At 27.9% G+C, this 25,532-nt stretch carries 24 protein-coding genes and 1 riboswitch; of the genes, 2 read left to right on the forward strand and 22 right to left on the reverse strand.

Annotated features, from left to right (window positions below):
* Window positions 1–28: 28 nt before the first annotated feature.
* The 5 genes from ptb to cdaA form a co-directional block, all read right to left on the reverse strand.
* Window positions 29–940, reverse strand: coding sequence for a phosphate butyryltransferase (ptb, locus tag ACYUDJ_RS12790; RefSeq protein ID WP_003483001.1), 912 nt, complete (start codon window positions 938–940; stop codon window positions 29–31).
* Entirely contained in the window at window positions 933–2,027 is a 1,095-nt protein-coding gene (buk, locus tag ACYUDJ_RS12795) for a butyrate kinase (protein ID WP_003482999.1), read from the reverse strand. Before buk ends, ptb begins: the two co-directional genes overlap by 8 nt.
* Window positions 2,028–2,126: 99 nt before the next feature.
* Window positions 2,127–3,725: an NAD(P)/FAD-dependent oxidoreductase gene (locus tag ACYUDJ_RS12800; protein WP_043032588.1), complete on the reverse strand. Its 1,599-nt coding sequence runs from the start codon at window positions 3,723–3,725 to the stop codon at window positions 2,127–2,129.
* A gap of 1 nt (window position 3,726) precedes the next feature.
* Window positions 3,727–5,013, reverse strand: coding sequence for a CdaR family protein (locus ACYUDJ_RS12805; protein ID WP_043032589.1), 1,287 nt, complete (start codon window positions 5,011–5,013; stop codon window positions 3,727–3,729).
* Window positions 4,983–5,831 (reverse strand): diadenylate cyclase CdaA, encoded by an 849-nt coding sequence (gene cdaA / locus ACYUDJ_RS12810; RefSeq protein WP_043032590.1) that lies wholly within the window; start codon window positions 5,829–5,831, stop codon window positions 4,983–4,985. Before cdaA ends, ACYUDJ_RS12805 begins: the two co-directional genes overlap by 31 nt.
* Window positions 5,832–5,960: 129 nt before the next feature.
* A riboswitch (cyclic di-AMP (ydaO/yuaA leader) is annotated at window positions 5,961–6,087 on the forward strand.
* On the opposite strand from cdaA, the gene ACYUDJ_RS12815 reads away from it, so the two are divergent.
* Window positions 6,086–6,619 carry a cell wall hydrolase gene (locus ACYUDJ_RS12815; RefSeq protein ID WP_003482991.1) on the forward strand — a complete coding sequence of 178 codons (534 nt, stop codon included), beginning with the start codon at window positions 6,086–6,088 and terminating at the stop codon, window positions 6,617–6,619. It overlaps the preceding riboswitch by 2 nt.
* A 294-nt stretch (window positions 6,620–6,913) precedes the next feature.
* Here the strand turns inward: ACYUDJ_RS12815 and ACYUDJ_RS12820 are convergent, their stop codons facing one another.
* The 6 genes from ACYUDJ_RS12820 to ptsP all read right to left on the reverse strand — a co-directional run bounded on the left by ACYUDJ_RS12820 (window position 6,914) and on the right by ptsP (window position 13,285).
* Window positions 6,914–7,777: an NAD(P)/FAD-dependent oxidoreductase gene (locus tag ACYUDJ_RS12820; RefSeq protein ID WP_042384099.1), complete on the reverse strand. Its 864-nt coding sequence runs from the start codon at window positions 7,775–7,777 to the stop codon at window positions 6,914–6,916.
* A 65-nt stretch (window positions 7,778–7,842) separates the two neighbouring features.
* Entirely contained in the window at window positions 7,843–8,160 is a 318-nt protein-coding gene (gene trxA / locus ACYUDJ_RS12825) for a thioredoxin (RefSeq protein WP_003482989.1), read from the reverse strand.
* A 108-nt stretch (window positions 8,161–8,268) separates the two neighbouring features.
* The gene (iadA, locus tag ACYUDJ_RS12830; RefSeq protein WP_043032591.1) at window positions 8,269–9,444 is read right to left on the reverse strand and encodes a beta-aspartyl-peptidase; all 1,176 of its coding nucleotides are present in this window, start codon (window positions 9,442–9,444) and stop codon (window positions 8,269–8,271) included.
* A gap of 74 nt (window positions 9,445–9,518) precedes the next feature.
* The gene (locus tag ACYUDJ_RS12835) at window positions 9,519–10,772 is read right to left on the reverse strand and encodes a tetratricopeptide repeat protein (RefSeq protein WP_003482985.1); all 1,254 of its coding nucleotides are present in this window, start codon (window positions 10,770–10,772) and stop codon (window positions 9,519–9,521) included.
* 27 nt (window positions 10,773–10,799) lie between these two features.
* Window positions 10,800–11,555 (reverse strand): DUF4652 domain-containing protein, encoded by a 756-nt coding sequence (locus tag ACYUDJ_RS12840; RefSeq protein ID WP_043032592.1) that lies wholly within the window; start codon window positions 11,553–11,555, stop codon window positions 10,800–10,802.
* 110 nt (window positions 11,556–11,665) lie between these two features.
* Window positions 11,666–13,285, reverse strand: coding sequence for a phosphoenolpyruvate--protein phosphotransferase (gene ptsP / locus ACYUDJ_RS12845; protein ID WP_080333665.1), 1,620 nt, complete (start codon window positions 13,283–13,285; stop codon window positions 11,666–11,668).
* Window positions 13,286–13,602: 317 nt separating this feature from the next.
* On the opposite strand from ptsP, the gene ACYUDJ_RS12850 reads away from it, so the two are divergent.
* Window positions 13,603–15,612 carry a sigma 54-interacting transcriptional regulator gene (locus tag ACYUDJ_RS12850; RefSeq protein ID WP_003482982.1) on the forward strand — a complete coding sequence of 670 codons (2,010 nt, stop codon included), beginning with the start codon at window positions 13,603–13,605 and terminating at the stop codon, window positions 15,610–15,612.
* Window positions 15,613–15,928: 316 nt separating this feature from the next.
* On the opposite strand, the gene ACYUDJ_RS12855 is transcribed toward ACYUDJ_RS12850, so the two are convergent.
* From ACYUDJ_RS12855 to ACYUDJ_RS12905, 11 genes are all read right to left on the reverse strand, one after another.
* Window positions 15,929–16,642 (reverse strand): tetratricopeptide repeat protein, encoded by a 714-nt coding sequence (locus ACYUDJ_RS12855; protein WP_043032594.1) that lies wholly within the window; start codon window positions 16,640–16,642, stop codon window positions 15,929–15,931.
* Between the two features lie 69 nt (window positions 16,643–16,711).
* Entirely contained in the window at window positions 16,712–17,266 is a 555-nt protein-coding gene (locus ACYUDJ_RS12860) for a Fe-S-containing hydro-lyase (RefSeq protein ID WP_003482979.1), read from the reverse strand.
* Window positions 17,267–17,371: 105 nt separating this feature from the next.
* The gene (locus ACYUDJ_RS12865) at window positions 17,372–18,214 is read right to left on the reverse strand and encodes a fumarate hydratase (RefSeq protein ID WP_043032595.1); all 843 of its coding nucleotides are present in this window, start codon (window positions 18,212–18,214) and stop codon (window positions 17,372–17,374) included.
* Window positions 18,215–18,354: 140 nt separating this feature from the next.
* Window positions 18,355–19,059 (reverse strand): N-acetylmuramoyl-L-alanine amidase CwlD, encoded by a 705-nt coding sequence (cwlD, locus tag ACYUDJ_RS12870; protein ID WP_043032596.1) that lies wholly within the window; start codon window positions 19,057–19,059, stop codon window positions 18,355–18,357.
* A 255-nt stretch (window positions 19,060–19,314) separates the two neighbouring features.
* The gene (locus ACYUDJ_RS12875) at window positions 19,315–20,931 is read right to left on the reverse strand and encodes a Na/Pi cotransporter family protein (protein ID WP_003482973.1); all 1,617 of its coding nucleotides are present in this window, start codon (window positions 20,929–20,931) and stop codon (window positions 19,315–19,317) included.
* Between the two features lie 303 nt (window positions 20,932–21,234).
* Window positions 21,235–21,627, reverse strand: coding sequence for a 30S ribosomal protein S9 (rpsI, locus tag ACYUDJ_RS12880; RefSeq protein ID WP_003482971.1), 393 nt, complete (start codon window positions 21,625–21,627; stop codon window positions 21,235–21,237).
* 25 nt (window positions 21,628–21,652) lie between these two features.
* The gene (rplM, locus tag ACYUDJ_RS12885) at window positions 21,653–22,087 is read right to left on the reverse strand and encodes a 50S ribosomal protein L13 (protein WP_030037224.1); all 435 of its coding nucleotides are present in this window, start codon (window positions 22,085–22,087) and stop codon (window positions 21,653–21,655) included.
* A 123-nt stretch (window positions 22,088–22,210) separates the two neighbouring features.
* A complete protein-coding gene (gene truA, locus ACYUDJ_RS12890; protein WP_003482967.1) occupies window positions 22,211–22,951 on the reverse strand; it encodes a tRNA pseudouridine(38-40) synthase TruA in 741 nt (246 codons plus the stop codon).
* Window positions 22,951–23,754 (reverse strand): energy-coupling factor transporter transmembrane component T family protein, encoded by an 804-nt coding sequence (locus ACYUDJ_RS12895; RefSeq protein ID WP_003482964.1) that lies wholly within the window; start codon window positions 23,752–23,754, stop codon window positions 22,951–22,953. Before ACYUDJ_RS12895 ends, truA begins: the two co-directional genes overlap by 1 nt.
* Window positions 23,751–24,617, reverse strand: a complete 867-nt coding sequence (locus ACYUDJ_RS12900; protein ID WP_003482962.1) for an energy-coupling factor transporter ATPase — start codon at window positions 24,615–24,617, stop codon at window positions 23,751–23,753. The genes ACYUDJ_RS12895 and ACYUDJ_RS12900 overlap by 4 nt, the downstream gene beginning before the upstream one ends.
* Window positions 24,602–25,450, reverse strand: a complete 849-nt coding sequence (locus ACYUDJ_RS12905) for an energy-coupling factor transporter ATPase (protein ID WP_030037230.1) — start codon at window positions 25,448–25,450, stop codon at window positions 24,602–24,604. The genes ACYUDJ_RS12900 and ACYUDJ_RS12905 overlap by 16 nt, the downstream gene beginning before the upstream one ends.
* Between the last annotated feature and the right edge of the window lie 82 nt (window positions 25,451–25,532).

Raw genomic sequence — 25,532 nt, forward strand, 5'->3', positions numbered from 1 at the left:
TTTGAATTCCTCCCTAAATTTAAGATATTTATTTTTTTAGTTGGCTAGCAACTAATGCTGCTAAAGCTATTGCATTTAGTTTTGATTCATGACTATCACTTCTTGAAGTTAATACAACTGGTGCTGATGTTCCTACTAATAATCCACCATTCTTGCAATCTGCTGCATAAGTTAATGTCTTATACATCACATTTCCTGCTTCTATATTTGGCATTAAAAATATGTTAGCATTACCTGCTACTGGGCTATCTATTCCTTTATGAGCTGCAGCTTCTTCTGATATAGCATTATCTAAAGCTAATGGTCCATCAATTATGCATCCCTTTATTTGTCCTCTATCATTCATTTTAGAAAGTGTAGCTGCATCTAGTGTAGCTGGCATTTTAGGATTAACCACCTCTACTGCACAAATAGGAGCAACTTTTGGATTTTCAATACCAATTGCGTGTGCTACCGTAACTGCATTTTTAACTATATCAATTTTTTCTTCCAATCCTGGATACATATTAAAAGCTGAATCTGTAATCATTACTAATTTTTCTAATTTTTTTACCTCAAATACTGCAATATGAGACATTATTTTTCCTGTTCTTAATCCTATCTCTTTGTTTAAAACAGCTCTTAAAAAATTTGCTGTATCTATTAAACCTTTCATAACCATATCTGCTTTTCCTGATGAAACTATTTCAACAGCTTTTAAAGCAGCTTTCCTGTCATCGTTTTCACTTACTATCTCATAATCTGCTAAATCCATTCCTATTTCTTTTGCTATTTCTTTGATTTTTTCTAAATTTCCTACAAGTATTGCATTAACAAGACCTTGTTCTTTAGCATCTTTTATAGCTTCTAATACATGCTTATCTTGAGCCACCGCTACAGATACGGTTCTTTTTTCTTGGCTCTTAGCCTTTTGTAGTATTTCATCAAAACTTTTAATCATTAAAACACACCTCTTCTTCGTAAATTTTAGCACTTTCTTCTTTATTTAAAATTCTTATTGCCCCTTCAACTAAAGCTAACATCTCCTCTTCTCCAGGTACCAATTCAATTGGAGATATAAATTCAACTCTTTCTTTTATCCAAGTAGTTAATCTTTTATTATAAGCTAATCCCCCTGTAAGAATTATGGCGTCTACATTGCCTTTTAATACTGTAGCCATAGAGCCTATTTCTTTGGCAATTTGATAAGCCATAGCTTCTAAAATAAGCTCAGCTTTTTTATTACCTTCCTCAATTATTCTATCTACAACTCTTCCATCATTTGTATCTAGATATGCTATTAGTCCACCTTTACCCATAATTTTTTTCTTTAACTCTTTGTAAGTATACTTACTACTATAAGCCATTTTTATTAAATCTCCTACAGGTAAACTCCCTGTCCTTTCTGGAGAAAATGGACCTTCTTCATTAGCATTATTTACATCTAATATTTTCCCATTTTTGATTGGGCATACTGATATACCTCCACCCAAGTGTGCTACTACAAAGGAACTATTGAAAAAATCCTTATCAATCTTGTTACAAACTTTTCTTGTTACAGCCTTTATATTCAAAGCATGAACTAAAGATCTCCTTTTTATTTCAGGCATGCCAGATATCCTAGCCTCCTCTAATATTTCATCTACTGCCACCGGATCCACTATAAATGAAGGTATATTTAATTTTTCAGAAATATCATAGGCTATAATTCCTCCAAGATTAGAAGCATGTTGTCCTTGATAACCTATCTTTAAATCTTCCATCATTTTTTTTGTTACCTTGTAAGTACCACCTGGCATAGGGCGTAGTAGTCCGCCTCTTCCTACTATAGCAACAAGTCTATTTAAATCTACACCCTTTTCTTCCAGCCATTCCATTATTATTTTTTCTCTCATACCTTTTTGTTCATATATTGAATCATACTTATTTATTTCCTCTAGTGAATGAAATAAATTATCTGTAATTATAGGATTTTCTTTATTAAATAAAGCAATTTTAGTAGATGTAGATCCTGGATTAATTACTAATATAAGATCATTACCACTCATTTTAAATCTCCCATATTTATATTATTCTTTAGCTTATACTATTCTTTAACTTATATTTTATCAAAATTTATGAACAACGCAATATTTTTTTAAAAGTTTTTATTTTAACGAACTATATGTCTTTATTATATTTTCAGCAACCTTCACTCCATCTACCGCTGCAGAGATTATGCCTCCCGCATATCCAGCACCTTCTCCCGCTGGATATAACCCTTTCAAAGATATGCTTTCTAAATTTTCATTTCTAGTAATTCTCACTGGAGCTGATGTTCTAGTTTCTATTCCTGTTAAAATAGCATCATTGCTAGCAAATCCTTTTATTTTATTATCAAAGCTAGAAAAACCTTCTTTTAATGAATCTACTACATAATTTGGTAAACATTCTGATATATTCTTAAATTCATATCCTGGTTTGTAGGATGGTTTTACTGCTCCTAATTTAGATGAATTTTTATCCTTTAAAAAATCTTCTACCAACTGTACTGGAGCATTATAATTTTCTCCACCTAATTTATAAGCTAGTCTTTCATAGCGTCTTTGGAACTCCATTCCCTTTAAAGGTGTGTTCCCTTCAAAGTCTTCAGGTGTTACAGATACAACTATAGCTGAATTTGAGTTATCTTTGTCTCTTGAATAATAGCTCATACCATTGGTAACTAACAGGCCCTCTTCAGAAGCTGCCGCAACTACCTCACCGCCAGGACACATACAAAAACTATACACTGATCTATTACTATTTTTAGTTGTATAAGTTAATCTATAATCTGCCGCTTTAAGTCTAGGATGACCTGCATATTTTCCATATTGATTTTTATCTATCATTTCCCTTAGATGCTCTACTCTAACTCCTATGGCAAAAGCCTTACTTTCCATAAAAATATTGTTTTTATAAAGCATTTCATAAGTATCTCTAGAACTATGCCCTATAGCTAATATTAAATTTTCACAAGGAATCTCTTCTTTATTTACTATAATAGCATTTACCTTTCCATCTTCAATTATTACATTTTCTAATTTACTATTAAATCTTATTTCTCCTCCTAGAGAATTTATAGTATTCCTTATATTTTTAACTACATTTTTTAATATATCTGTTCCAATATGAGGTTTACCAGAATATATTATTTCCTTGGGAGCTCCTGCTTTAACCATTTCTTCTAATATAAAAGAGCATCTTTTATCCTTTATTCTAGTAGTTAACTTTCCATCAGAAAAAGTACCTGCCCCCCCTTCTCCAAATTGTACATTAGATTCTATATTTAAAACTCCTGTGTTCCAAAATCTCTCTACGGTTTTACTTCTTTCTTCTATAGCTTCTCCTCTTTCTATAACTATAGGCCTGTATCCATTTTTAGCTAGCATAAGACCGGCAAACATGCCTGCTGGTCCCATACCTACTATAACTGGTCTTTCCTTCATCTTTTTAGTTCCAAATACTATTTTTTCTTCATATTCAGCATCTTGAAAAGTTATACTTTTATCTTTTATATTTTTCATTATTCTTTTCTCATCTTCACAGAACACTTCAACCGAATAATTAAACTTTATAGAATTTCTTCTAGCATCTATTGATTCTCTTAATATTTTAAAGTCTTTTATATACTTTGAAGATATATTTAATTTTTCACAAATTTTATTTCTTAATAAACTTAAATCTTCATCTATTTCTAAAGTCACATTATTAATTCTTAATGGCATGCTATTCCTCCTGTTTTTCCTTTACTGTTACTTTTATACTGTCTAAATTAACACTATAATCTATTTTATTATCTCCCATATCTACAATAACTTTTATTATATTTTCTCCTAAATTAACATTTTTTAAATCTACATAGCACTTTATATTATCTACATTTATCTTATCTATAACATCTTTATTGCCTTTCATGTTTATAGTTACATTAGATTGGCTCAATAAAACTTCTTTATCCTTAGGCTCATTTATAATGTTAATATCTTTTGTAGCCTTCTTCTCAATTATTTTATCTTCTTTATTTTCTTCTTTATCTTTATCTTTATTCTTTTCATCTTCCTTTTTGTCTTCTATAACTTTAAATTTAACTTTAAGTTTTATAGTATTATTACCGCTTACTAGTATAGCTCCTTTTGGTACTACTAAATTACTTTCTATATTTTCCTGTCCTATTTTTATAGAATTAATATTTATCATCTCTGTATCTATATATTTTATATTTTGTATAACTTCTTCTTCTCCGGAAATTTCAACTTCACTTTGTAATGGCGTTATAGATTCTATATTTTTATTATTTGATATATCTTCACTAAGTCTCATATTTACTGGTACTCTTTTAATTCTTGTTAAAGGTATCTTTACATACACTTTGGATGGTTCTACTGAAACCTCATTTATTATATCTCCGTCATATGTTTTTGCTTGAAGGGATATATTAGTTTTTATTTCTGAAGATTTTCCATCTATGTTACACTTTCCTACTACCTCTTTTACTTTGTTAATATAAGTCTCTGTCCCATAGATAGTAGCTGTTTCTTCCTTTATGATTGGATTTAAAGCTGCATATCCATCTTTAGGAGTACCTGTTACTTTTATTTTAATTGGTACTGTGTTAGATTTTAACTTATCTAAAGTAATTTTAGTCCATAAATTTTCCTCATTTACTATCTTAATGCTACCAGGACTTTTCTTTACCTTAACAGGTATTTTATTTTCACCTTTCTTTAGCCCAAAAGAATTTAAGTCTGCTTCTACTTTAAAGTCTTCTGCTTTTACGGAATAAATGTCTTTTACATTTCCTTTTATTATCAATGTAACTGTATTAACCTCTTTTGGCATCAAAGCTAATTCAAGTTCATTCATACTTTCCTTATTTACTATATTAACGGGAACTGTTATTTTTTGTTCTTTTATTGGATTTTCTATATTAAATATATATAACCACAAAGCAAAAGAAGCTATTATACAACAAATTTTCACTATTATATTTTCTGTTTTACTTTTTTTGCCCATTCTACCACCTGCCCCCTAAAAGTACTGTCTTCATCAAAGCCTTTTTTTATGATTTTTATCATAATATCCTTTAATTTTTCTTTATCATATCCTCTTGTTAATTGCCCATTAACAGCTAAAGAAATCATTCCTGTTTCTTCAGACACTACTATAGTTATAGAATCTGAATTCTCTGATATACCTATAGCGGCTCTATGCCTCGTGCCTAATTTTTTATTTATGTCTGTATTTTGGGTTAAGGGTAGAAAACATCCTGCAGATATTATTCTATCATTTCTTATAATTGTAGCTCCATCATGTAATGGAGTATTTACAACAAATATATTTTCTAATAGTGCTGATGATACCATAGCATCTAATTTAGTTCCTGTATTTATTATTTCTCCTAATCCAGTAAATTGTTCAATAACTATTAATGCTCCTGTCCTACTTTTTGAAAGATTATCTACTGCTACTATAATACTATCTATGACTTTACCCATTATTTCTTCATCCTGTAGCAAATGTTTGTCCGTAAATGCGCTTCTTCCTATATGTTCAAGAGCTCTTCGTATTTCTGGCTGAAAAATTATAACAAAAGATAATACCCCTATAGTTAGTGTTTTTGTTAATATCCAACTTAACATAGTTAGATGTAACAAACTACTTATGGGTATTAATATTATTATAAGTATTATACCTTTTAATAATTGTTCTGCTCTAGTTTCTTTTATTAACACATAACTTTTATAAAAAATATATGATACTACTAATATATCTAATATAGAATATAAACTAATATTTTTTATAGAATTAACTATCATATCCAAAAATTCCAATTATAAGTCACCCCTTAAAATAACTATATATCTCAATTATACACTATTAAATTATTTTTATATCATAGTTAAAATAATTTTATTATTTTTTTTATATTTTTTTAAGTATTAAAAAATAATTTGGGGTTATACTACTATTAGCCTAAGTTTATTAAAACACGGGGAAACCAAATTTTGGGGTGAATCGTAAAATTACGTAGGTTATACCTTTTCCGAACCCGTCAGCTAACCTCGTAGGCAAAAGGAGTGAGAAAATGAAAAAATATTTTTTATTGAATGTAATTATAGTTTTAACTATAATTATTTTTAGTTCATCTTGGAATAAATCCATAGCTGCTTTTTCTTGTACGCATAATTACAATATTGATAACTCTGAAGATGTTCAGGTTATAAACTATACAAATAAAAAAATATATCTTACAAAAGATGATATATACTTAATGGCTCAAGTAGTTCAAGCTGAAAGTGAATCTGAACCTTTTGAAGGTAAAATAGCAGTAGCTTCTGTGATTTTAAACAGAACTGTAACACCTGGTTTTCCTAAAACTGTAGATAGTGTTATAAAACAAAAAAATGCCTTTTCTTGTTTAAATAAAAATGGATCAATATCCAAAATACCAGACAAAACAAGTTTTGAAGCAGTAGAACAGGCTTTAAAAGGAAAAGATCCTACAAATAACGCTCTTTATTTTTATAACCCTAAAATATCTACCTGTAATTGGATGAACAATGTGTCTAAAAATAATAAAAAAATAATAGGTAATCATGTATTTTTTAAAACTAATTAAAAATTAAATACTTTATATTTTATAAAAAAATCAAAAGGATTTAGTACATAAACAAAATTCGAATTATGTGCTAAATCCTATTTTATTGATTTGTAAAATATATTTATACTTAGTTAGGTGCAAATTTTATTTGAATATAATAAAAAGCTCCCTATTATTTTTGTCTATGAATTAATTTTATCCGATGACTACCCGCTCTAATACTCCCATCTTCTTCAAAGTGGGAGTAAAGAGCGGCTACGTCCCTGGATAACGATTTCTAAGCTCTAGTGGGAGTAAAAACTCCCTCTAAAGCTAAGAACTCTGTTTATCTAAATAAGAAACCGCGCTTAATGCTGCAATTTGGCCTTCTCCTGCAGACTTTATATATTGATATGGTTTTCCAGTACAATCCCCCGCAGCAAAGCATCCTGATATATTAGTTTGCATTTTTCTATCAACTTTTATATGTTCATCTTCCATTTCTAAACCTGGTACTAATTGTGAAGGAGATACACTATCTTTTAAAACAAAAATACCATCTGCTTCTATTTGTGAACCTTTAAGAATTAATTTTTTCACATGTTGTTCTCCTACTATTTCTACAGGTTTATCATTAATAACTTCTACTTTTTCACTTAATTCATAATCTGATCTATACATAGGAATGTAATAAAGTTTTGATGCTAATTCACTTACAAAATTAGCTTCTTCCTCAGCTTCTTTATTATACCCTATTATAGCAACTGTTTTATTTTTATAAAGTGGCGCATCACAAGTAGCACAATATCCTACACCTTTACCTAAAAATTCCTCTTCACCTTTTAATGCTTTGCCATACTCTACCCCAGTAGATAATATAACTGTTTTAGCTTCATACATTTTTTCATTGACCATTAGAGCAAAATATTCTCCCATAGCATAAACATTATTTATTCTCTCAAAAGTTATTTCTATTCCCATTTTATCTATATGATCTACAAACTTATCTTTTAATTCATTACCTGAAACATTATAAAAACCAAGATAATTATTTATTTTAGGAGCTTTTACAAGTTTTGAACTTAACTCCTTATTACCAAATATTATTATGTCCTTATTTCTTATTTTAGCATTTATTGCTGCTTCCAACCCTGCGGGCCCACTACCTATTATAGCTATATCATATCTTTTCCCCATAATATCTCCTCCTAAAAAATGTAAAATTGAGAATAACATTAATGTTATTCTCAATTTATTTTATATTAAATATGCTTTTCTACTGCTGATTTTATAGCTTCTTTTGGTCTAAATCCAACTAATGTTTCTACTGCTTTACCTGCTTTAAATGTCATAAGCGTTGGTATACTAGCTATTTTATATTGTGTTGATATAACTGGATTTTCATCTACATTAACTTTAACAAATTTTACTTTTTGTCCTAATTCTTGAGATATTTCTTCCACTACAGGGGCAAGCATTTTACAAGGTCCGCACCATGTTGCCCAAAAATCTACTACTACAGGAACCTCTGAATTTAATACTTCTTCACCAAATACGTTTTCATTTATTTCTTTAACCATAATTAATCACCCTCCGATATACCCTAATAGGGTATGTGTTTATTTATATTTTAATATATAGCCCTATATTAGTCAATAGTTTTAAAATGTATTATAAAAAATTATTATTTATCCTTCAAACGTACCTTTCTTTAAAACTTTGCCATCTTTAACTAAGTGTTTACCTTTGCAAATAACATGTAATATATCTAAATTTTCCTTATCTAATATTACTATATCTGCATCTTTTTCTTTTTCTATATATCCCTTATTATTTAGCTTCAAATGATCTGCTACATTTGATGTAACTACTTTTAATGCATCTTCTATTTCTATTTTTTCTTTTATAACACAATCTTTAAATTCTCTATATAATGATTGCACTGAACCTATACCTAAACCTACATACTCTCTTTTTTTATTAAATATAGGCAAACTTCCCTGTCCATCTGAAGAAAAGTGAACTCTTTCTGGATCTAAACCACTATCTAATATTCTTTTAAATCCTGAACTAGCTTTTATTTCTCCTTCTTCTAAAAAATTAGGATCGGAACTTGTTGTTAAATCTATAACTCCACCTTTTTTCATATATTCTATCCCCTGATTAAATAAATCTTCATTTCTCCCCATATGAGTAGGTATAATTTGAGATGCAGGTATTTCTGTATCTTTTATTACTTTAAACAAGTAATCTATTCCTCTTTTGCCACTACCAATGTGAACATGAATGATTCCAGGCTTATTAGCTAATAAACCACCTACTCTTCCCTCTGCACAAATTTTTACAAAATCCTCATAACTAGGTTGGGAAGATCTATGATCCGACAAAGCTATTTCGCCTACACCTATAACCTTATCTATTAGCATAATATCAGACTTTGAACAGCCTGTTATATTATTAACTGGTATACTATATGATCCAGTGTATATGTATGTAGTTATACCCTCTTCTTCTAATCCCTTAGCTTTAGCTAGTAATGATTCCATACTTCTACATATACCATCTGTTCCTAAGCAACCTACTACAGTAGTTATACCAGAACTTATTATATGTGATAATTGTATTTCAGGTGTTCTAGTGCTAAATCCACCCTCACCACCGCCACCTATTAAATGAACGTGAGAATCTATAAATCCTGGTATAACTATATTTTCCTTAGCATCTATAACTTTTATTTCACCAAATTCCTTTGGTATATCTAAGTTATCATATACCCCTTCTATATTGCTAGAAACTATTAAAACATCTTTTTTCCCTAAAAATTTAGGGGAATATACATATCCATTTTTTATAATTGTTATCATCTTTATTCTCTCCTGTAAAACAACATTAATACTAATATTATTGTTTTACATTATAAATAAAATATTCTAAAATATTAGTTGTTATTTATAATTCTCTTTATATTAGAATTATTGTACATAGACTGAGGGTATATTTGTGATAACTTTTTAGCATAGTTCTTAGATTTAACATCATCTATTTTTTCATTTAATGTTGCAAGTTTGTATAATACCAAATCTCCATAATCACTTTTCACAAAGCTATTAACATATATTTCATAATATCTTATAGCTTCACTTATATTATTTAATACTTCATAATTTGTAGCTAATAAATATATTATATGTGGGTATAAATAATTCACATTACCTAAACTATATGCTTTTAAGAGAAAATCATTACTTTCTTTATATTTTTTATTATTAGCATTTACCATAGCAGTATTATAAAAATATTCTATACCTTCTTCTTTTAACAGTTTTTCTGCTTTTACTAATGCACTTTTGCTATTAACATCCAAATTTTTATTTTTATAATTTGAATATATATTATATAATTGAATGTAATTTTTCTTTTCTATATAATTATTTAAATTTTGTATATCTATTTTTTCTTCCTTTTTTATTTCTTGTTTTTTTCTCTCTGCTTTTTTTACTTCTTCTTTTTTAGGTATATTGGAATTATTTTTATTTTCTTTTGATGTTATTTTATTATTTTTTATTTCACCAATATTTTTCGGTTTATTAAATTTATTAAATAAATATATAGAAGCCAAAGATACAATGCTAATGACTAATATCGATATTAATATTTTTTTACCTTTGTGCTTTTTTATTAGACCCTTTTTATATAATTCCTTTTTTATATTTATAGATATATCATTATTCTTATCTATAGATAAGGCCTTTTGATAATATTCTAAAGCATTATTATATTTACCTAATTTAATATAACACATAGCTAAATTATTACATACATTTATACGATTAAAATCCGTTTTTTCACATTGCTTTAATAAATCTTTAGCTCCTTCTATATCATTATTTTTAATTAATGCAATAGCATTTGCATATTTTTTTAAAAATTGTTCATCTAATTTGGCATCTTGTAAATATTTATAAGATACCGCATCTTTATTTGTATGATAATTCATTTTCCATAAATTTTTACAACTTATTAAATCACCTTTTAAATAATACAATAACCCCTTCAAATTTATGGCAGAATTATTTTTTAAATCCATTGATATACTTTTTTCACACAAATCTAGAGCCTTATCTATATTTCCATTATTAAAATTGTCTAAAGCCTTAGCGTATATTTTTCTAGATTTAGCTTCATTATTCATTTGAATTTCCTCTCTTAGCTATAGTTCTTATTTAATAAATTCTTTTACTTTATCATTAGAAATAGTAATTTTTTCTTTATGTGATTTAATAAAATTATCATCTTCATATACATTTAATGTTAATATTAAGCTTCTTTCTCCTGAATTATCCTTTACCTTTTCTACAGATACTACTTCATGTTTATCATCTTTTGCTTCATATACTGGAGTAATAGTATCATTCTTTACATTTATACAATATAAATTTCCACCTTTAGAAACTGTTCCATAGCCATGACCAATAATAACTAATAAATTTTCATTATCTACCCAATATAAAAATTTAGGGCTCTTTTGATCTTTTATTTCATTGATTTTTAACAACCATAATTTATTAGTATTGTTTTCTTTTAAATAGATTTTGCCTATGCCTTCTTCTTCCCCATTATTCCCTTTACCTTCTACAATAGCTGAGTATTTTTTTTGCTCACTCTCTTTCCATTCAGTATTATTTTCCCCTTGAAATTTTTTATCTACTATCTCTTGTTTTTCTATCTTAGAAAACTTTGTTTTTTCTGAAACCTCTTTTTCATCTTTTTTTTCATCTTTTTTTTCTTCATTTTTAGTTTCAGTATTATCTTTCTTATCTTTCTCTTCTTTATCATTATTATTATTAGATTCTACCTTTTGTTCTTCTTGCTTAGTATTTTCAACTGAGGATTTATTCTCCTTAGTACATCCTATTGAAAAACTAAAAATTATTAGGGTAATTAGTATTAGTCCTATCTTCTTATTTTTTAACATATTATCCCCTCCATAAAAAAATATAGATATATATCTAATTATATCTAAAAATATCAGTTGTGTAAAAAAAAACTCCATGAAAACATAAAGTTAACATGAAGTTTTTTTTATTAAGAATTCATAATTATTTTTTTGGCTGTTAAGATAGAAGATGCACTCATAGAATACTCATCTAATCCATATTCTACAAGAGTTGCTATAGCATTTTCATCTCCAGCCATTTCTCCGCACATTCCACACCATTTTCCTTCTTTGTGTGCTGCATCTATAGTCATCTTTATTAATCTTAATACTGCTGGATGCATTGGATCATAAAGATATGATATTTTTTCATTCATTCTATCTGCAGCTAATGTATATTGTATTAAATCATTAGTACCTATACTAAAGAAATCTACATGTTTAGCAAGTTCATCTGCACATATAGCAGCTGCTGGTATTTCTACCATTATACCGGTTTCTAGATTTTCATTAAATTCTTTTCCCTCTGCTTTTAACTCATTCATACATTCTTTTAACAATTCTTTAGCAGCCTTAAATTCAGATAAAGATGATATCATTGGAAACATTATTTTTAAATTTCCAAAAGCTGATGCTCTAAGTAATGCTCTTAATTGAACTTTAAATAGCTCTTTTCTGTCAAGGCATAATCTTATAGCTCTATATCCTAAGAAAGGATTCATCTCTTCTGGCATTTCTAAATATGGAAGTTTTTTATCTCCACCTATATCTAAAGTTCTTATAACTACAGGTTTTCCTTCCATTTTTTCTACTGCATATTTATAAGATTCAAATTGTTCATCTTCTGATGGCATATTATCTCTATCCATATATAAAAATTCTGTTCTAAAAAGGCCTACACCTTCTCCTCCATTTTCTAATACTTGATGAACATCTTGAGGTTTTCCTATATTTCCACAAACTTCTACTCTTTTTCCTGCTTTAGTAACTGTTTCAACATTTATAAGTTTCTTTAATTCTTCTTTTTCTCTTAAGAAAGATTCTTTACTTTTTTCATACTCTTCTATAGTTTCTTTATCTGGATTTATTATTACTACACCTTCAGTTCCATCAACTATTACTACATCATCATTCTTAACAGATTCAGTTATATCTTTCATACCAACTATAGCTGGTATTTCTAATGTTCTAGCCATTATAGCACTATGAGAAGTCCTTCCACCTATATTAGTTAAAAAAGCTATTACTTTGTCTTTATCTAATTGAGCAGTATCAGATGGAGTTAAATCTTGGGCTACTATTATGGTATCTTTATCTAAATCGTCCATACTATTTACCGATTTCCCCATAATATTTAGCATTATTCTCTTACCTACGTCCTTTATGTCTGCTCCTCTTTCTCTCATGTATTCGTCTTCCATAGAAGCAAATATAGAACTATACATATCAATTACTTCTTGAAGTGCTTTTTCTGAATTAACTTTATTAGATTCTATATTCATTTCTACAGCTCCAGCAAATTCTGGATCATCTAATAACATAATATGACTATCAAAAACTGCTGCTTTTTCTGCTCCTACTTCCTTTTGCGCCTTATCCTTTATTCTTTCAAGTTGCTCTCTGGTATTGCTTAAGGCACTTTTAAATCTTTCTTTTTCTTTCTCTGTGTCATCTATACTCTTTTCTACAACTTCTATATTTATGTCTTCCTTAATAAAAATCTTTCCTATAGCATATCCCTTTGAAGCAGCTATACCTTTTTTCATCATTTTTCCTCCTTATTAATAACCAATACATATAATTTTTTTATTTAAAATATAACCATATAATAATTTAATTAGCAAAAACCATGCCATAAAAATATAAATTTTTTGTGTATTCTTCATAATTATTTCTAATATACTATCAATTATAGTATGCTCTTTTTTATATTTTTTAGATATTCATAAAATCATTGATATTTTTTATCAACTTAAACAGCTGTATATTTATTATATTTTATAGTATATAATTATAGTGTTAATAAGTTGATATTTTTTAGCATATTATAATATTTTTTGATATTTTTTATCAAGGAGATGTTTTCATGTATAAAAACAATATAGTAGTTCCTATTAATAATGGCATACATACAAGAATAGCTGCTATGATAGTTCATAAAGCCACAGAAATAAAAAACAAATATGGCCTAGACCTCTATATAAAAAGAATGGATTCTAGAGAACCTTTAGCTATTAGTATGTTAGCTTTGATTTCTTTAAAAATAAAGAAACATGAAATAATAGAAATATCCTGTAATAGTACTTCTTCTAAAGCTGAAAGTGCAGTTTTAGAATTATGTGATTTTATTAATTATGATATATCAAAGGAAAACCCTACATCAAAGCTAGATGATATTATAGAAGAAAATACTATAGCCTATGATCAAATATTTACTAATATTCCTATAGGCATATTAGTAATAGATAAAAATAGTAAAATTACTATGGCTAATGACTATTCTTTAAAAATTATAGGTTATTCTTTAAAAGATATATTAGGTAAAAATATCAAGGATATAATACCAAGTTCTGAGTTACCTGATATAATTAAAAATAAATGCTATCATAAAGGTAAAACCCAATACATGGACAATAGAATATTGATAACTAATAGATCTCCTATATATTTTAACGATAAAATTTTAGGTGCTATAAGTGTATTTCAGGATATTTCTGAGCTTGTAGGCATAAAAGAGTTAAACGAAAAATTCAAAAAAATATTAGAAGCTTCCCACGACTTAATTTGTTTTGTAGATGAGAACGGTAAAATAATATATGTTAATCCTTCTTACAAAAAACATTTTTCTATAAATTCTAAAGACATTATTGGTAAAGATATAAAAGAGTCTTCACCAAACAGTCTTATAATGGAAGTATTTAATACTAAAAAGCCAAAGGAAAATGTAATCTATAATAAAGATAATATAAATATTATATCTACTATAGAACCTATTTTTATTGATAATGAATTTAAAGGTGTAATCTCTATATCGAAAACTGTAGATGAGTTAAGAGATCTGACATTAAAACTAACAGAATCTGAAGAGAAACTTATGTACTATAAAAATGAATTAACCCGACATCTACCCTTAAGTTCTTCCTTTAAGTCTATAATAGGCTGGAATAGCTCTCTAAAAGATTGTTTATCTATAGCAGAAAAAGCCTCTAAATCAACTTCTACTGTTCTTGTTAGAGGGGAAAGTGGTACCGGCAAAGAAATCATAGCTAATGCTATACATGATAATAGTTCTAGAAAAAATAAACCTTTTGTTAGAGTAAACTGCGCAGCCATACCGGAAAATCTTTTAGAAAGTGAACTTTTTGGTTTTGAAAAGGGAGCCTTTACAGGGGCCATAAAAAAGAAACCTGGTAAATTTAATATTGCAGATGGAGGTACAATTTTTTTAGATGAAATAGGTGATCTACCTATTTCCATGCAAGTAAAACTATTAAGAGTTCTTCAAGAAAAAGAGTTTGAAAGTGTGGGAGGAATTAAAACTCAAAAGGTAGATGTTAGAATAATTGCTGCTACTAATAGGAATTTAGAAGATATGATTAAAGATAATACCTTCAGAGAAGATCTTTATTACAGACTAAATGTTTTAAATATATCTTTGCCACCTCTTCGTCATAGAAAGCAAGATATAAATCTTTTGGTAGAACACTTTATAAATAAAATTAATCCTAAACTTAATAAAAACATAGCAGGTATAAATAAGGGCGCTCTTTTAAAACTACAACAATACGATTGGCCTGGAAATATCCGTGAATTAGAAAACATCGTGGAAAGGGCTATGAATATGTGTGATAAATCCATAATAACTGTTAAAGATTTACCCTTTTATATATCCAATAACTCTTTTGATGATAGTTATAACTTTACTATAAATGAAGACAACTTAAAAACACTAGAAGAATATGAAAAAGAAATCATTAATTTAGCTATGAAAAAATATAAAAGTTTTAATAAGGCAGGTAAAGCCTTAGGTATAACTCACAGAACAGTGTCTCTAAAATGTAAAAAGTATAATATAAACCCGGAAATTTATAAATAGCATTCTTATCATAAAAGTGAGCTTTCTCAAAATAGATTTAATCTTAATATAGTAAAGATAAAAAATGCCTGTAATAAGCTTTAATAGTTCTAACTCTAGCGAAATGAATTAATTTATGAAATTTATTTTTTATCTTTGCGGTGTTAAAATTAAATCTATTTTATTTTGAGACATACTACATTATGTTCTATTAAATAATAAGTTTTTTATAAAAACACTTAAAATAAATTTTAAATTTATTAATTTTTAAACCCAACTATATCTTTATACTAATAAAATTTTAAATAATACTTGATTTAACTATTAAAAGTTCAGACTATTTTATTAAAGCTTTAAATTCCTCGGAATTTTTTACTGGTTCAAAATCTTCTTCATGTTTAGCTTCTTCTTTTACTCCTGGAGAAATCTCTATAGCTTTTTTCAAGCATTCAACTGTATTCTTTACGTCCCCTCTTCTTCCATAAATACTTGCTTTGCCATAATAACTCCATTCATATTTTTCTATGTCTAAAGCTTTATCATACCATTTTAAAGCTTCGTCAAACCTTTCATATAATTCATAAGCTAAAGCTTTATTAAACCTAGCATATCCATAATCAGGATTTATATCTAATGATTTATCTATATTTTTCATACCTTCTTCAAAATTTCCACTATAACATAATGCTATCCCTTTTATGTTATATGCCTTATAAAAATTACTGTCTTCTTTTATAACTTCATCTTGAACTTTTATAGCTTCATCATATTTTTTATCAAAAAATAGTTTCTTACCTTTTTCACATTTTTCCTCTAATTCTTTATTAATTTTACTTTTACTATCTTTATTATTTTTTTTATCTTTACTTTCTAATTTTATAGAAGTGTTATTCTCTGTGTTTTTATTAATATTATTATTTTGAGATTGTTTTAAATTATTGTAATAAATACTAAATATAGCTACTATAGATAATATTATAAATATACTTAATTTAGTCTTTGTTGAGAATTTACTCCAAAAACCCTTTCCAAATTTATTGTCTTTTCTCATTACATTCCCCTCTATTCTATATTTGAAAAGTAAATATTTAATATTATTAATCTTTAAATTTCTATACTATTATAAACTTTTTAAATAATTTTCTACCCCGGCTTCATATAAATTATTTCCTTTAGAATCTATTATAACAGTAACGGGTAAATTTTCTACTTCTAACTTTCTAATAGCTTCTGAATCTAAGTCTTCATAAGCTATAACTTCTGATTTTTTTATACTTTTAGATATTAAAGCTGCTGCTCCACCTATTGCTCCAAAATACACTGCTTTATTTTTTACTATAGATTCTATAACCTGTTTAGACCTTTTACCTTTACCTATCATACCTTTTAATCCTAAATTCAATAGTTTGGGCGTATATGTATCCATCCTATAACTTGTAGTTGGTCCTGCTGCTCCTATTTCCATACCAGGCTTAGCTGGAGTAGGCCCAACATAATATATTATTGAATTTTTCACTTCGAAGGGTAAATTCTTCCCTTCTTCTAAAGCACTAACTAATCTTTTATGTGCTGCATCTCTAGCTGTATATATTGTACCTGTAATTAAGACCATATCTCCTGCTTTTAAGCCTTTGATTTTATCCTCAGTTAATGGAGTATTTATTTTTATTTTCATTAAAATCACCTGCTCTTTATATCTCCCTTAGAATATACTAAAGGGACTTATATTTACTTATTTTATACATAGAATATATAAACGATATAATATAAACTATAATTTTTATATTATTTCCTCTTTATGTCTAGTAACATGACAGCTTACATTTACTGCTACTGGTAAACCTGCTATATGAGTTGGGAAAGTTTCTATATTAACTGCCAATGCTGTAGTTTTTCCACCAAAACCTTGAGGCCCTATACCTAAACTATTAATTTTTTCTAACAATTCTTCCTCTAAATCCTTATAAAATTTATTTTTATTTCTTGAATCTATAGGTCTTAAAAGTGCCTTTTTAGACAAATAAGCACATTTGTCAAAAGTTCCTCCTATGCCAACTCCTACAACTATAGGTGGACATGGATTAGGGCCTGCTTCTTTAACCACATCTAAAATAAAATTTTTTATACCTTCTAATCCATCTGCTGGTTTTAACATAGCTATCTTACTCATATTTTCTGATCCAAATCCCTTTGGAGCTACGGTTATTTTTATTTTATCCCCTTGAACTATATTATAATATATTACTGCTGGAGTATTATCTCCTGTATTTATTCTTTCTATAGGGTCACTAACTACAGATTTTCTTAAATATCCTTCCTTGTACCCTTCTGCTATACCTTCATTAATAGAATCTTGTAGAGACCCTCCAATTATATGAACATCTTGCCCTATTTCAATAAATATACATGCCATACCCGTATCCTGGCATAAAGGTATATTTTCTTCTTTAGCTATATGTATATTTTCTTCTATAGTTTGTAAAACTTCTCTAGATATATTCCAAGTTTCTTCTTCTCTACATTGTACTATTTTGTCACTTACATCTTTAGGCAAATAATAATTAGCTTCTATACATAATTTTTTCACTACTTTTTTTATAGTATTTACTGATATTTCCCTCATTTTATCCTCCAAAATACAATATTTTAAAACACGTACTTATGAATATTATAGTTTAATTATATGCTTTTTTCTACATCAATTTACAGGAATATTTATAAAAATAGGCTCATATATTTCCTTGGAAATATATGAGCCTATTTTTACTCTTTATCATTGAAATAATCATCTACCGATTTAACTATAGCTTTTGATATCTTCTTTTGATAATCGGTACTTTTCAATTTATCTAATTCCATAGAATTAGATAAAAAACCACATTCTACAATAACTGAAGGCATTTCATCATTATTCCTTAATATTTTATAACTATTTTTTGCTGCTTTTTCTTTTCTTTTATTGTTTTCGTCTAATTCTTTCCTTAAATTATTTTGTAGTATATGTGCAAATCTTTTACTATCCTCATTATTTGAATACCATACTTGAGCCCCATAATATTGTCTTTGATCAAACATATTTAAATGTATGCTTATAAACATGTCACACTCACTAGTTTTTTTAAGTTCACATCTTTTATTCAAGTCCTCTATTTTTTTCTGTCTAACTCTTTGTCCTTTATCTTCTGAATATAGACCGCTATCATCTTCTCTTGTCATTACAACCTTATAACCTTCTTTTTTAAGATTTTTCTTTAATATTTTACTTATCTCTAAATTTATTTCCTTCTCTAAAGTACCATCTCTAGCTACTGCTCCTCCATCCATTCCACCATGACCTGGATCTATAAGAATAATCTTTTTTTCTTTAATACCATTTAAGCTGCTAAAAGCATTAATCCTTATTATAAAACCAAGACTTATAAATATTATAAGGGTTGCTAATACTAATTTCTTATTATAAATCTTCAAAGTTTCCTCCTTATATATTAGTATTTCATTTAATATTATGCTATATGATTGAAATTTATAATAGGATTAATATAGTTTTATATTAAGCTTATAAAAAATTATTTCAATATCTCTAAATAGAAGTGTAAAAATTTCATTTTAAATTATTAATTATTATCATAAAAAACTCCACCTAATTAGGCAGAGTTTTTTACAATCTAATGTTAACCTTAAACTAATATTTTTAATGTAACTTTTTAATTGAATTATTATATATTATCTGTTTATAACAGTTTGTGCTATATTTGTACAATGATCTCCAACTCTTTCAAAATTGTTTATAATATCTAAAAATATAGCACTAGCATTGGCATTACAAGTTCCCTTGTTTAATCTTCTTATATTAGTTTCTCTTAACTGTTCTTCTAAATTATCTATTTTTTCTTCAACATACATAACACTTTGAGATCTTTCCACATCGTTACTTTCAAAACCTTCAATAGTTCTTGTTAAAGAATCTAATGTATAATTAAATAAATGTTTTATATCATATGTAGCATCATCTGAAAATTGAATCCTTTTTTCTATTTTTTCACTAGTTAAATCTATTATGTTTTCCGCATGGTCTCCTATTCTTTCTATATCATTTACCACATGAAACATAGAACCTACTAAATTTAACTGTTTATCAGATAATTTTAAGTTATTCAATTTAACCAAATATGTAGTTATACTCTTGTTTAGTATATTTATAAGTTTTTCATTTTCATATACTTTACTTACTAATTCTAAATCATTTTTTTCAAATGCATCTATGGATAATTGCAAATTTTCTTTAGCTTTATTCGCCATTCTTACCACTTCTTTTATGGTTTGATTGATAGCTATTGTAGGATTTTCTAATAATCTTTCGTCTATGTACTTAGGAGCCATCTTTTCATATGGATCACTGCCCGGTATCATCTTATTAACAAATGCAACAATATATTTTATAAACCATATTTGTATAAATGTGTTAACTAAATTAAATATGGTATGTGCATTAGCAATTTGTCTTCCTACATCTCCTGGAGTTAGGTTAGTAACTACTCTAACAAAAGGAGTTAATGGAACTAAAATAAATGCAAATATTACTGTTCCTATAACATTAAAAGTTAAATGAAATAAAGCTGCTTTTCTTGCATTTTTAGATGCACCAATACTAGCTAATAATGCTGTTACGCAAGTACCAATGTTATCTCCAAATAATATTGGTAATGCTGCTGATAATGGAAGTACCCCATTACTTGATAAAGCTATTAATATACCTATAGTAGCAGAGGAACTTTGAACTATAGCTGTCATTCCCATACCTACAACTATTCCTAAAAATACATTATGTGATAATGATAAAGCTAAACTTTTAAAGGCTTCGCTTTGCCCTAATGGAGCCATAGCTTCTTTCATTATTTCCATTCCCATGAATAATATACCAAAACCTAGTATTATATTACCTATTTCTTTAGTCTTTTTCTTTTTAGCAAATAAAACTATTGCAGTTCCTACACCTACAAATAATGGAGCTCCAGCAGTAACATTAAAAGCTACTAGTTGTCCTGTAACTGTAGTCCCTATATTAGCTCCCATAATAACCCCTGCTGCTTGTGTTAAAGTCATTAAACCTGCATTTACAAATCCAACAACCATAACTGTAGTAGCACTACTACTTTGAATTACGCCTGTTACTACTACGCCTGTTAATACACCTTTTACAGGGTTAGAAGTTACTTTTTCAAAAAAAACCTTTACTTTTTCTCCTGCTACATTTTGCAATCCATCTCCCATTAAGTTCATGCCATAGATGAATAAACCTAACCCACCAATAAGACCTGTTAACATAGCAAATACATTCATATTTGTCCTCCTAATTTAAATATTGTCATCCCATACCTTATTATTATAGTAGATATTAAGATAATTTAAAATAGTTTTAACATAGAATTAACATAGAAAACTTTTCTATATTAAAAATTATATTTGTTTTTCATCTTTATTTTCAATTTTAATATTTATATTAATAATGGAATTAAATATTAAATGAGTTTAAATCACTCTTATTGTTATAAAAAATCCTGTGGATAATAAAATCTTATTTTAATGTAATTTTATGTAATAAAAAAGGAAAGACAAAATATAGTCTTTCCTCTTGATTCCATATTATCTCTTTGAGAATTGTGGAGATCTTCTTGCTTTCTTTAATCCATATTTCTTTCTTTCTTTCATTCTTGGATCTCTTGTTAAGAAACCTGCTTTCTTTAATGATGGTTTCATATTTTCATCAGCTTTTACAAGAGCTCTAGATATACCATGTCTTACTGCTCCTGCTTGACCTGTAAATCCACCGCCGTGAACATTTACTAATACATCATATTTGTCCTTTGTTTCTGTTAACACTAATGGTTGGTTAACTATTACTCTTAATGTTTCTATTGGAAAATAGTTTTCTATATCTCTGTTATTTATTATTACTTTTCCATCTCCAGCTACAAGTCTTACTCTTGCTACTGATTTTTTTCTTCTTCCAGTTCCAAAATACTGTACTTTAGCCATTTTTTATCCTCCCTTCAGCCTGCAATTAGTATCTTAATTCTAATACTTCTGGTTTTTGAGCTTCTTGATTGTGTTCTGCTCCTTTATAAGCCTTTAATTTCTTTAACATTTTTCTTCCTAAAACTCCGCTTGGAAGCATTCTTCTAACTGCTTCTTCAAATACGAACTCAGGTTTTTTAGCTATTGCTTCTCTGTATGGTATTTCCTTTAATCCACCTGGATATAATGAATGATGTCTTAATAATTTTTGATCTAATTTTTTACCTGTTAATACCACTTTTTCAACATTTATAACTATTACATTATCACCTGTATCAACATGTGGTGTATATGTAGGTTTATGTTTACCTCTTAATATTGATGCAACTTGGCTAGCTACTCTTCCTAATGGCTTACCAGCAGCGTCCACTATATACCATTTTCTTTCAACTTCATGTGGTTTAGCTATATATGATTTCATCATTTTCCCTCCCTAACTATTTTACATAAAACGTTCTTCTATATAAAGATCCGGGGCTAGTGAATCTATTATACTATACAAACAAAGTTATTATAATACAATCTGCCCGGTGTGTCAATAGTATTAATAAAATACTTCCTTTAAACACAGCCCAGATGAAGGCACACATTTACCTGCTTTCCTTCTGTCTTTTGATTTTATAACATACTCTATATATTCTGGTTCTCTTTTATTTAATCCAATTTCTATCAATGTACCTACTATTATTCTTACCATGTTATAAAGAAAACCATCACCTGTAATTATAAACTTTATAAGATCACCGCTTTTATTTATTTCAAATTTACTTATGGTTCTCACTGAGGTTTTCACACTACTTCCTTTTGTTTGAAATGCAGAAAAATCATGTGTTCCTATAAAATATTTTGATGCTATTTTCATTTTATCTATATCAAGTTTATATTTAAAATGGAAAACATAATTTCTTCCTATAGCTATAGGTTCAGATTTATTTAAAATTGTATATTCATAAGTTTTGCCCTTACTACAAAATCTAGAATGAAATTCACTACTAACTTCTTCTGAACTTAAAACTACTATATCTGGTGGTAAATTATTATTAATTACTCTTTGTAAATTTTCAGGCGGTATTCTAGAATTAGTAAAAAAATTACACATATATCCTTTAGCGTGAACCCCTGAATCAGTTCTACTTGCTCCTGTAATTTCTACTTTTTCTTTAGTTATATTACTTATAACCTTCTCTAACGTACCTTGTAATGTAATAAATTTTTCATTTTTTTGTTTTTGCCATCCACAATAATTTGTTCCATCATATTCAAGTTTTAACTTTATATTTTTCACTAAGTCCACATCCTGCTCCAAATAGATAGTATAACTAAAATCAAAGTAAATGCTGTTGCTACATAATCTCTTGAAGAAAAGGAAAGTTCTTTCATCCTAGTTCTTCCCTCTCCTCCCCTATAGCATCTTGCTTCCATAGCCATAGCTAGTTCATCTGCTCGTCTAAATGAACTAATAAAAAGTGGGACTAGTAGTGGTATTAAATTTTTAGCCCTTTGTATTAGATTACCTGACTCAAAATCTGCACCTCTAGCCATTTGTGCTTTCATAATTTTATCAGTTTCATCCATAAGTGTTGGTATAAATCTTAAAGCTATAGTCATCATCATAGCAAGCTCATGAGCTGGAACTCCTATTTTTCTTAATGGATTTAGTAATTTTTCTATTCCATCTGTAAGTTCTATAGGCGATGTTGTTAGCGTTAATAATGATGTTCCTATTATTAAAAATACTAATCTTAGGACCATAAATATAGCTAATCTTACCCCTTCCTTATATATAGTAATAAACTTCCACTTAAATAATAATGTATCTCCTGGTGTTAAAAACAGGTTTAAAATAGCTGTTATTATCACTAATATAAGTATAGGTTTCAGTCCCTTATATATATATTTAAATTTTATTTGAGAAATTAATATAGCTACTAAAGTAAATAGCACTATAAATATATAGCCTTTAAAATTATTAACTATAAAAAGGTCAATTATATATATAAGGGATATAATTATCTTAACTCTTGGATCTAACTTATGCACAAAAGAATCTCCTGGTATATATTGTCCTATTGTTATATCCTTTATCATTTAATAATTCCCTCACTTTTAAGTGATTTTAATAATTCTTTTTTAGCTTTTTCTATAGTATAAATATTATCTGGCAAATTAAAACCTTTTTTTCTTAATTTTTGTACTAAATAGGTAACTTCTGGTGCTGCTAATCCTATACTTTCAAGAGCATCGATCTCTTTAAATACTTCACAAGGCTTTCCTTGTAGTACACATTTTCCTTTATGCATAACTAATATTTTATCCGCAAACTTAGCAACATCCTCCATGCTATGTGAAACAAGAATTATAGTCATATTATATTCTTTTCTTAATGCTTGAATTTTACTATATATATCATCTCTAGCTTTAGGGTCCAAACCCGCTGTAGGTTCATCTAATATTAATATTTTAGGTTCCATAGCTACTACTCCTGCTATAGCTACTCTTCTCTTTTGACCTCCACTTAATTCAAATGGAGATTTATCCTTATAGACTTCATAATCTAATCCTACTATATTCATTGCTCTTTTTACTCTATTTAAAATTTCTTCTTGATTTAAGCCTAAATTAATAGGTCCAAAAGCAATATCTTTCTCTATGGTTTCTTCAAATAGTTGATACTCAGGGTATTGAAATACAAGTCCAACTTTTTTTCTTATAGAACTTAATTTTACCCCTTTATCTGCTATATTTACATTATCTATTATAATATTTCCTGATTTAGGTTTTAGCAACCCATTTATATGCTGAATTAATGTAGACTTACCTGAACCGGTATGCCCAATTAAAGCAACAAATTCTCCATCTTCTATGGTTATATTTATATTATCTATTGCCTTCTTCTCGAAAGGTGTTCCTTCCATATATACATGTGTTAAATTTTCTATTTTAATTGACATAATTCATCCACCATTTCATCTATAGTTAATATATCTGATGGTATTTCCACATTGTGCTGTCTCAAATAATAGGCTATTTCTGTCATTTGAGGTACATCTAACCCTATTTCTTTCATCATTTCTACTTCTTTAAATATTTCCTTAGGAGTTCCTTCTTTTATTACTTTAGCAGAATCCATTACTATAACTTTATCTGCTTCTACTGCTTCCTCCATAAAATGAGTTATAAGAACTATTGTTATACCATATTTTTTATTTACTTCCTTAATGGTATTAACTACTTCTAATCTTCCTGAAGGATCTAACATAGCTGTAGGTTCATCAAATATAATACATTCTGGTCTCATAGCTAATACACCAGCAATGGCTACTCTTTGCTTTTGTCCTCCAGATAGTAAATGCGGTGCATGTCTTCTATAGTCATACATATTTACCTTCTTAAGTGACTCATCTACCCTAGATCTTATTTCCTGTTGAGGAATTCCTAAATTTTCTGGTCCAAAGGCTACATCCTCTTCTACTATAGTAGCTACAATTTGATTATCTGGATTTTGAAAAACCATTCCAGCTTTATTTCTTATATTCCATGTGTTTTCCAAATTTCCAGTATCCAAATTGTCTACATACACTTTACCTTCTGAAGGTATTAAAAGAGAATTCATGTGCTTAGCTATAGTTGACTTGCCTGATCCATTTCTACCTAAAATAACTACAAAATCACCTTTTTTTATAGTTAAATTAACATTATCTAATGCAATTTTTTGAGTATTTTCATCCTCTTTATTAGATTCATACTTATATGTAACATTATTACATTTAATCATCTCATTCATACCAAACACCTCAAATATGAAGCTATAAATTAAAGTTTATATTATAGCAAAATGGGGACTAAGTTAACTTTATACTTAATCC

The sequence above is a fragment of the Clostridium sp. CTA-6 genome, assembly GCF_054768115.1.

Excerpts from the sequence above, each read along its gene's own strand:
- rplM (WP_030037224.1), bottom strand. The coding sequence starts at position 22,087 with ATGAAATCATATATAGCTAAACCACATGAAGTTGAAAGAAAATGGTAT.
- buk (WP_003482999.1), bottom strand. The coding sequence starts at position 2,027 with ATGAGTGGTAATGATCTTATATTAGTAATTAATCCAGGATCTACATCT.
- ACYUDJ_RS12905 (WP_030037230.1), bottom strand. The coding sequence starts at position 25,450 with ATGAATGAGATGATTAAATGTAATAATGTTACATATAAGTATGAATCT.
- ACYUDJ_RS12815 (WP_003482991.1), top strand. The coding sequence starts at position 6,086 with ATGAAAAAATATTTTTTATTGAATGTAATTATAGTTTTAACTATAATT.
- ACYUDJ_RS12840 (WP_043032592.1), bottom strand. The coding sequence starts at position 11,555 with ATGTTAAAAAATAAGAAGATAGGACTAATACTAATTACCCTAATAATT.
- ACYUDJ_RS12820 (WP_042384099.1), bottom strand. The coding sequence starts at position 7,777 with ATGGGGAAAAGATATGATATAGCTATAATAGGTAGTGGGCCCGCAGGG.
- ptsP (WP_080333665.1), bottom strand. The coding sequence starts at position 13,285 with ATGATGAAAAAAGGTATAGCTGCTTCAAAGGGATATGCTATAGGAAAG.
- ACYUDJ_RS12895 (WP_003482964.1), bottom strand. The coding sequence starts at position 23,754 with ATGATAAAGGATATAACAATAGGACAATATATACCAGGAGATTCTTTT.
- ACYUDJ_RS12865 (WP_043032595.1), bottom strand. The coding sequence starts at position 18,214 with ATGAGGGAAATATCAGTAAATACTATAAAAAAAGTAGTGAAAAAATTA.
- ACYUDJ_RS12805 (WP_043032589.1), bottom strand. The coding sequence starts at position 5,013 with ATGGGCAAAAAAAGTAAAACAGAAAATATAATAGTGAAAATTTGTTGT.
- ACYUDJ_RS12800 (WP_043032588.1), bottom strand. The coding sequence starts at position 3,725 with ATGCCATTAAGAATTAATAATGTGACTTTAGAAATAGATGAAGATTTA.
- ACYUDJ_RS12875 (WP_003482973.1), bottom strand. The coding sequence starts at position 20,931 with ATGAATGTATTTGCTATGTTAACAGGTCTTATTGGTGGGTTAGGTTTA.
- iadA (WP_043032591.1), bottom strand. The coding sequence starts at position 9,444 with ATGATAACAATTATAAAAAATGGATATGTATATTCCCCTAAATTTTTA.
- trxA (WP_003482989.1), bottom strand. The coding sequence starts at position 8,160 with ATGGTTAAAGAAATAAATGAAAACGTATTTGGTGAAGAAGTATTAAAT.
- ACYUDJ_RS12850 (WP_003482982.1), top strand. The coding sequence starts at position 13,603 with ATGTATAAAAACAATATAGTAGTTCCTATTAATAATGGCATACATACA.
- ptb (WP_003483001.1), bottom strand. The coding sequence starts at position 940 with ATGATTAAAAGTTTTGATGAAATACTACAAAAGGCTAAGAGCCAAGAA.
- rpsI (WP_003482971.1), bottom strand. The coding sequence starts at position 21,627 with ATGGCTAAAGTACAGTATTTTGGAACTGGAAGAAGAAAAAAATCAGTA.
- ACYUDJ_RS12835 (WP_003482985.1), bottom strand. The coding sequence starts at position 10,772 with ATGAATAATGAAGCTAAATCTAGAAAAATATACGCTAAGGCTTTAGAC.
- ACYUDJ_RS12900 (WP_003482962.1), bottom strand. The coding sequence starts at position 24,617 with ATGTCAATTAAAATAGAAAATTTAACACATGTATATATGGAAGGAACA.
- ACYUDJ_RS12855 (WP_043032594.1), bottom strand. The coding sequence starts at position 16,642 with ATGAGAAAAGACAATAAATTTGGAAAGGGTTTTTGGAGTAAATTCTCA.
- ACYUDJ_RS12860 (WP_003482979.1), bottom strand. The coding sequence starts at position 17,266 with ATGAAAATAAAAATAAATACTCCATTAACTGAGGATAAAATCAAAGGC.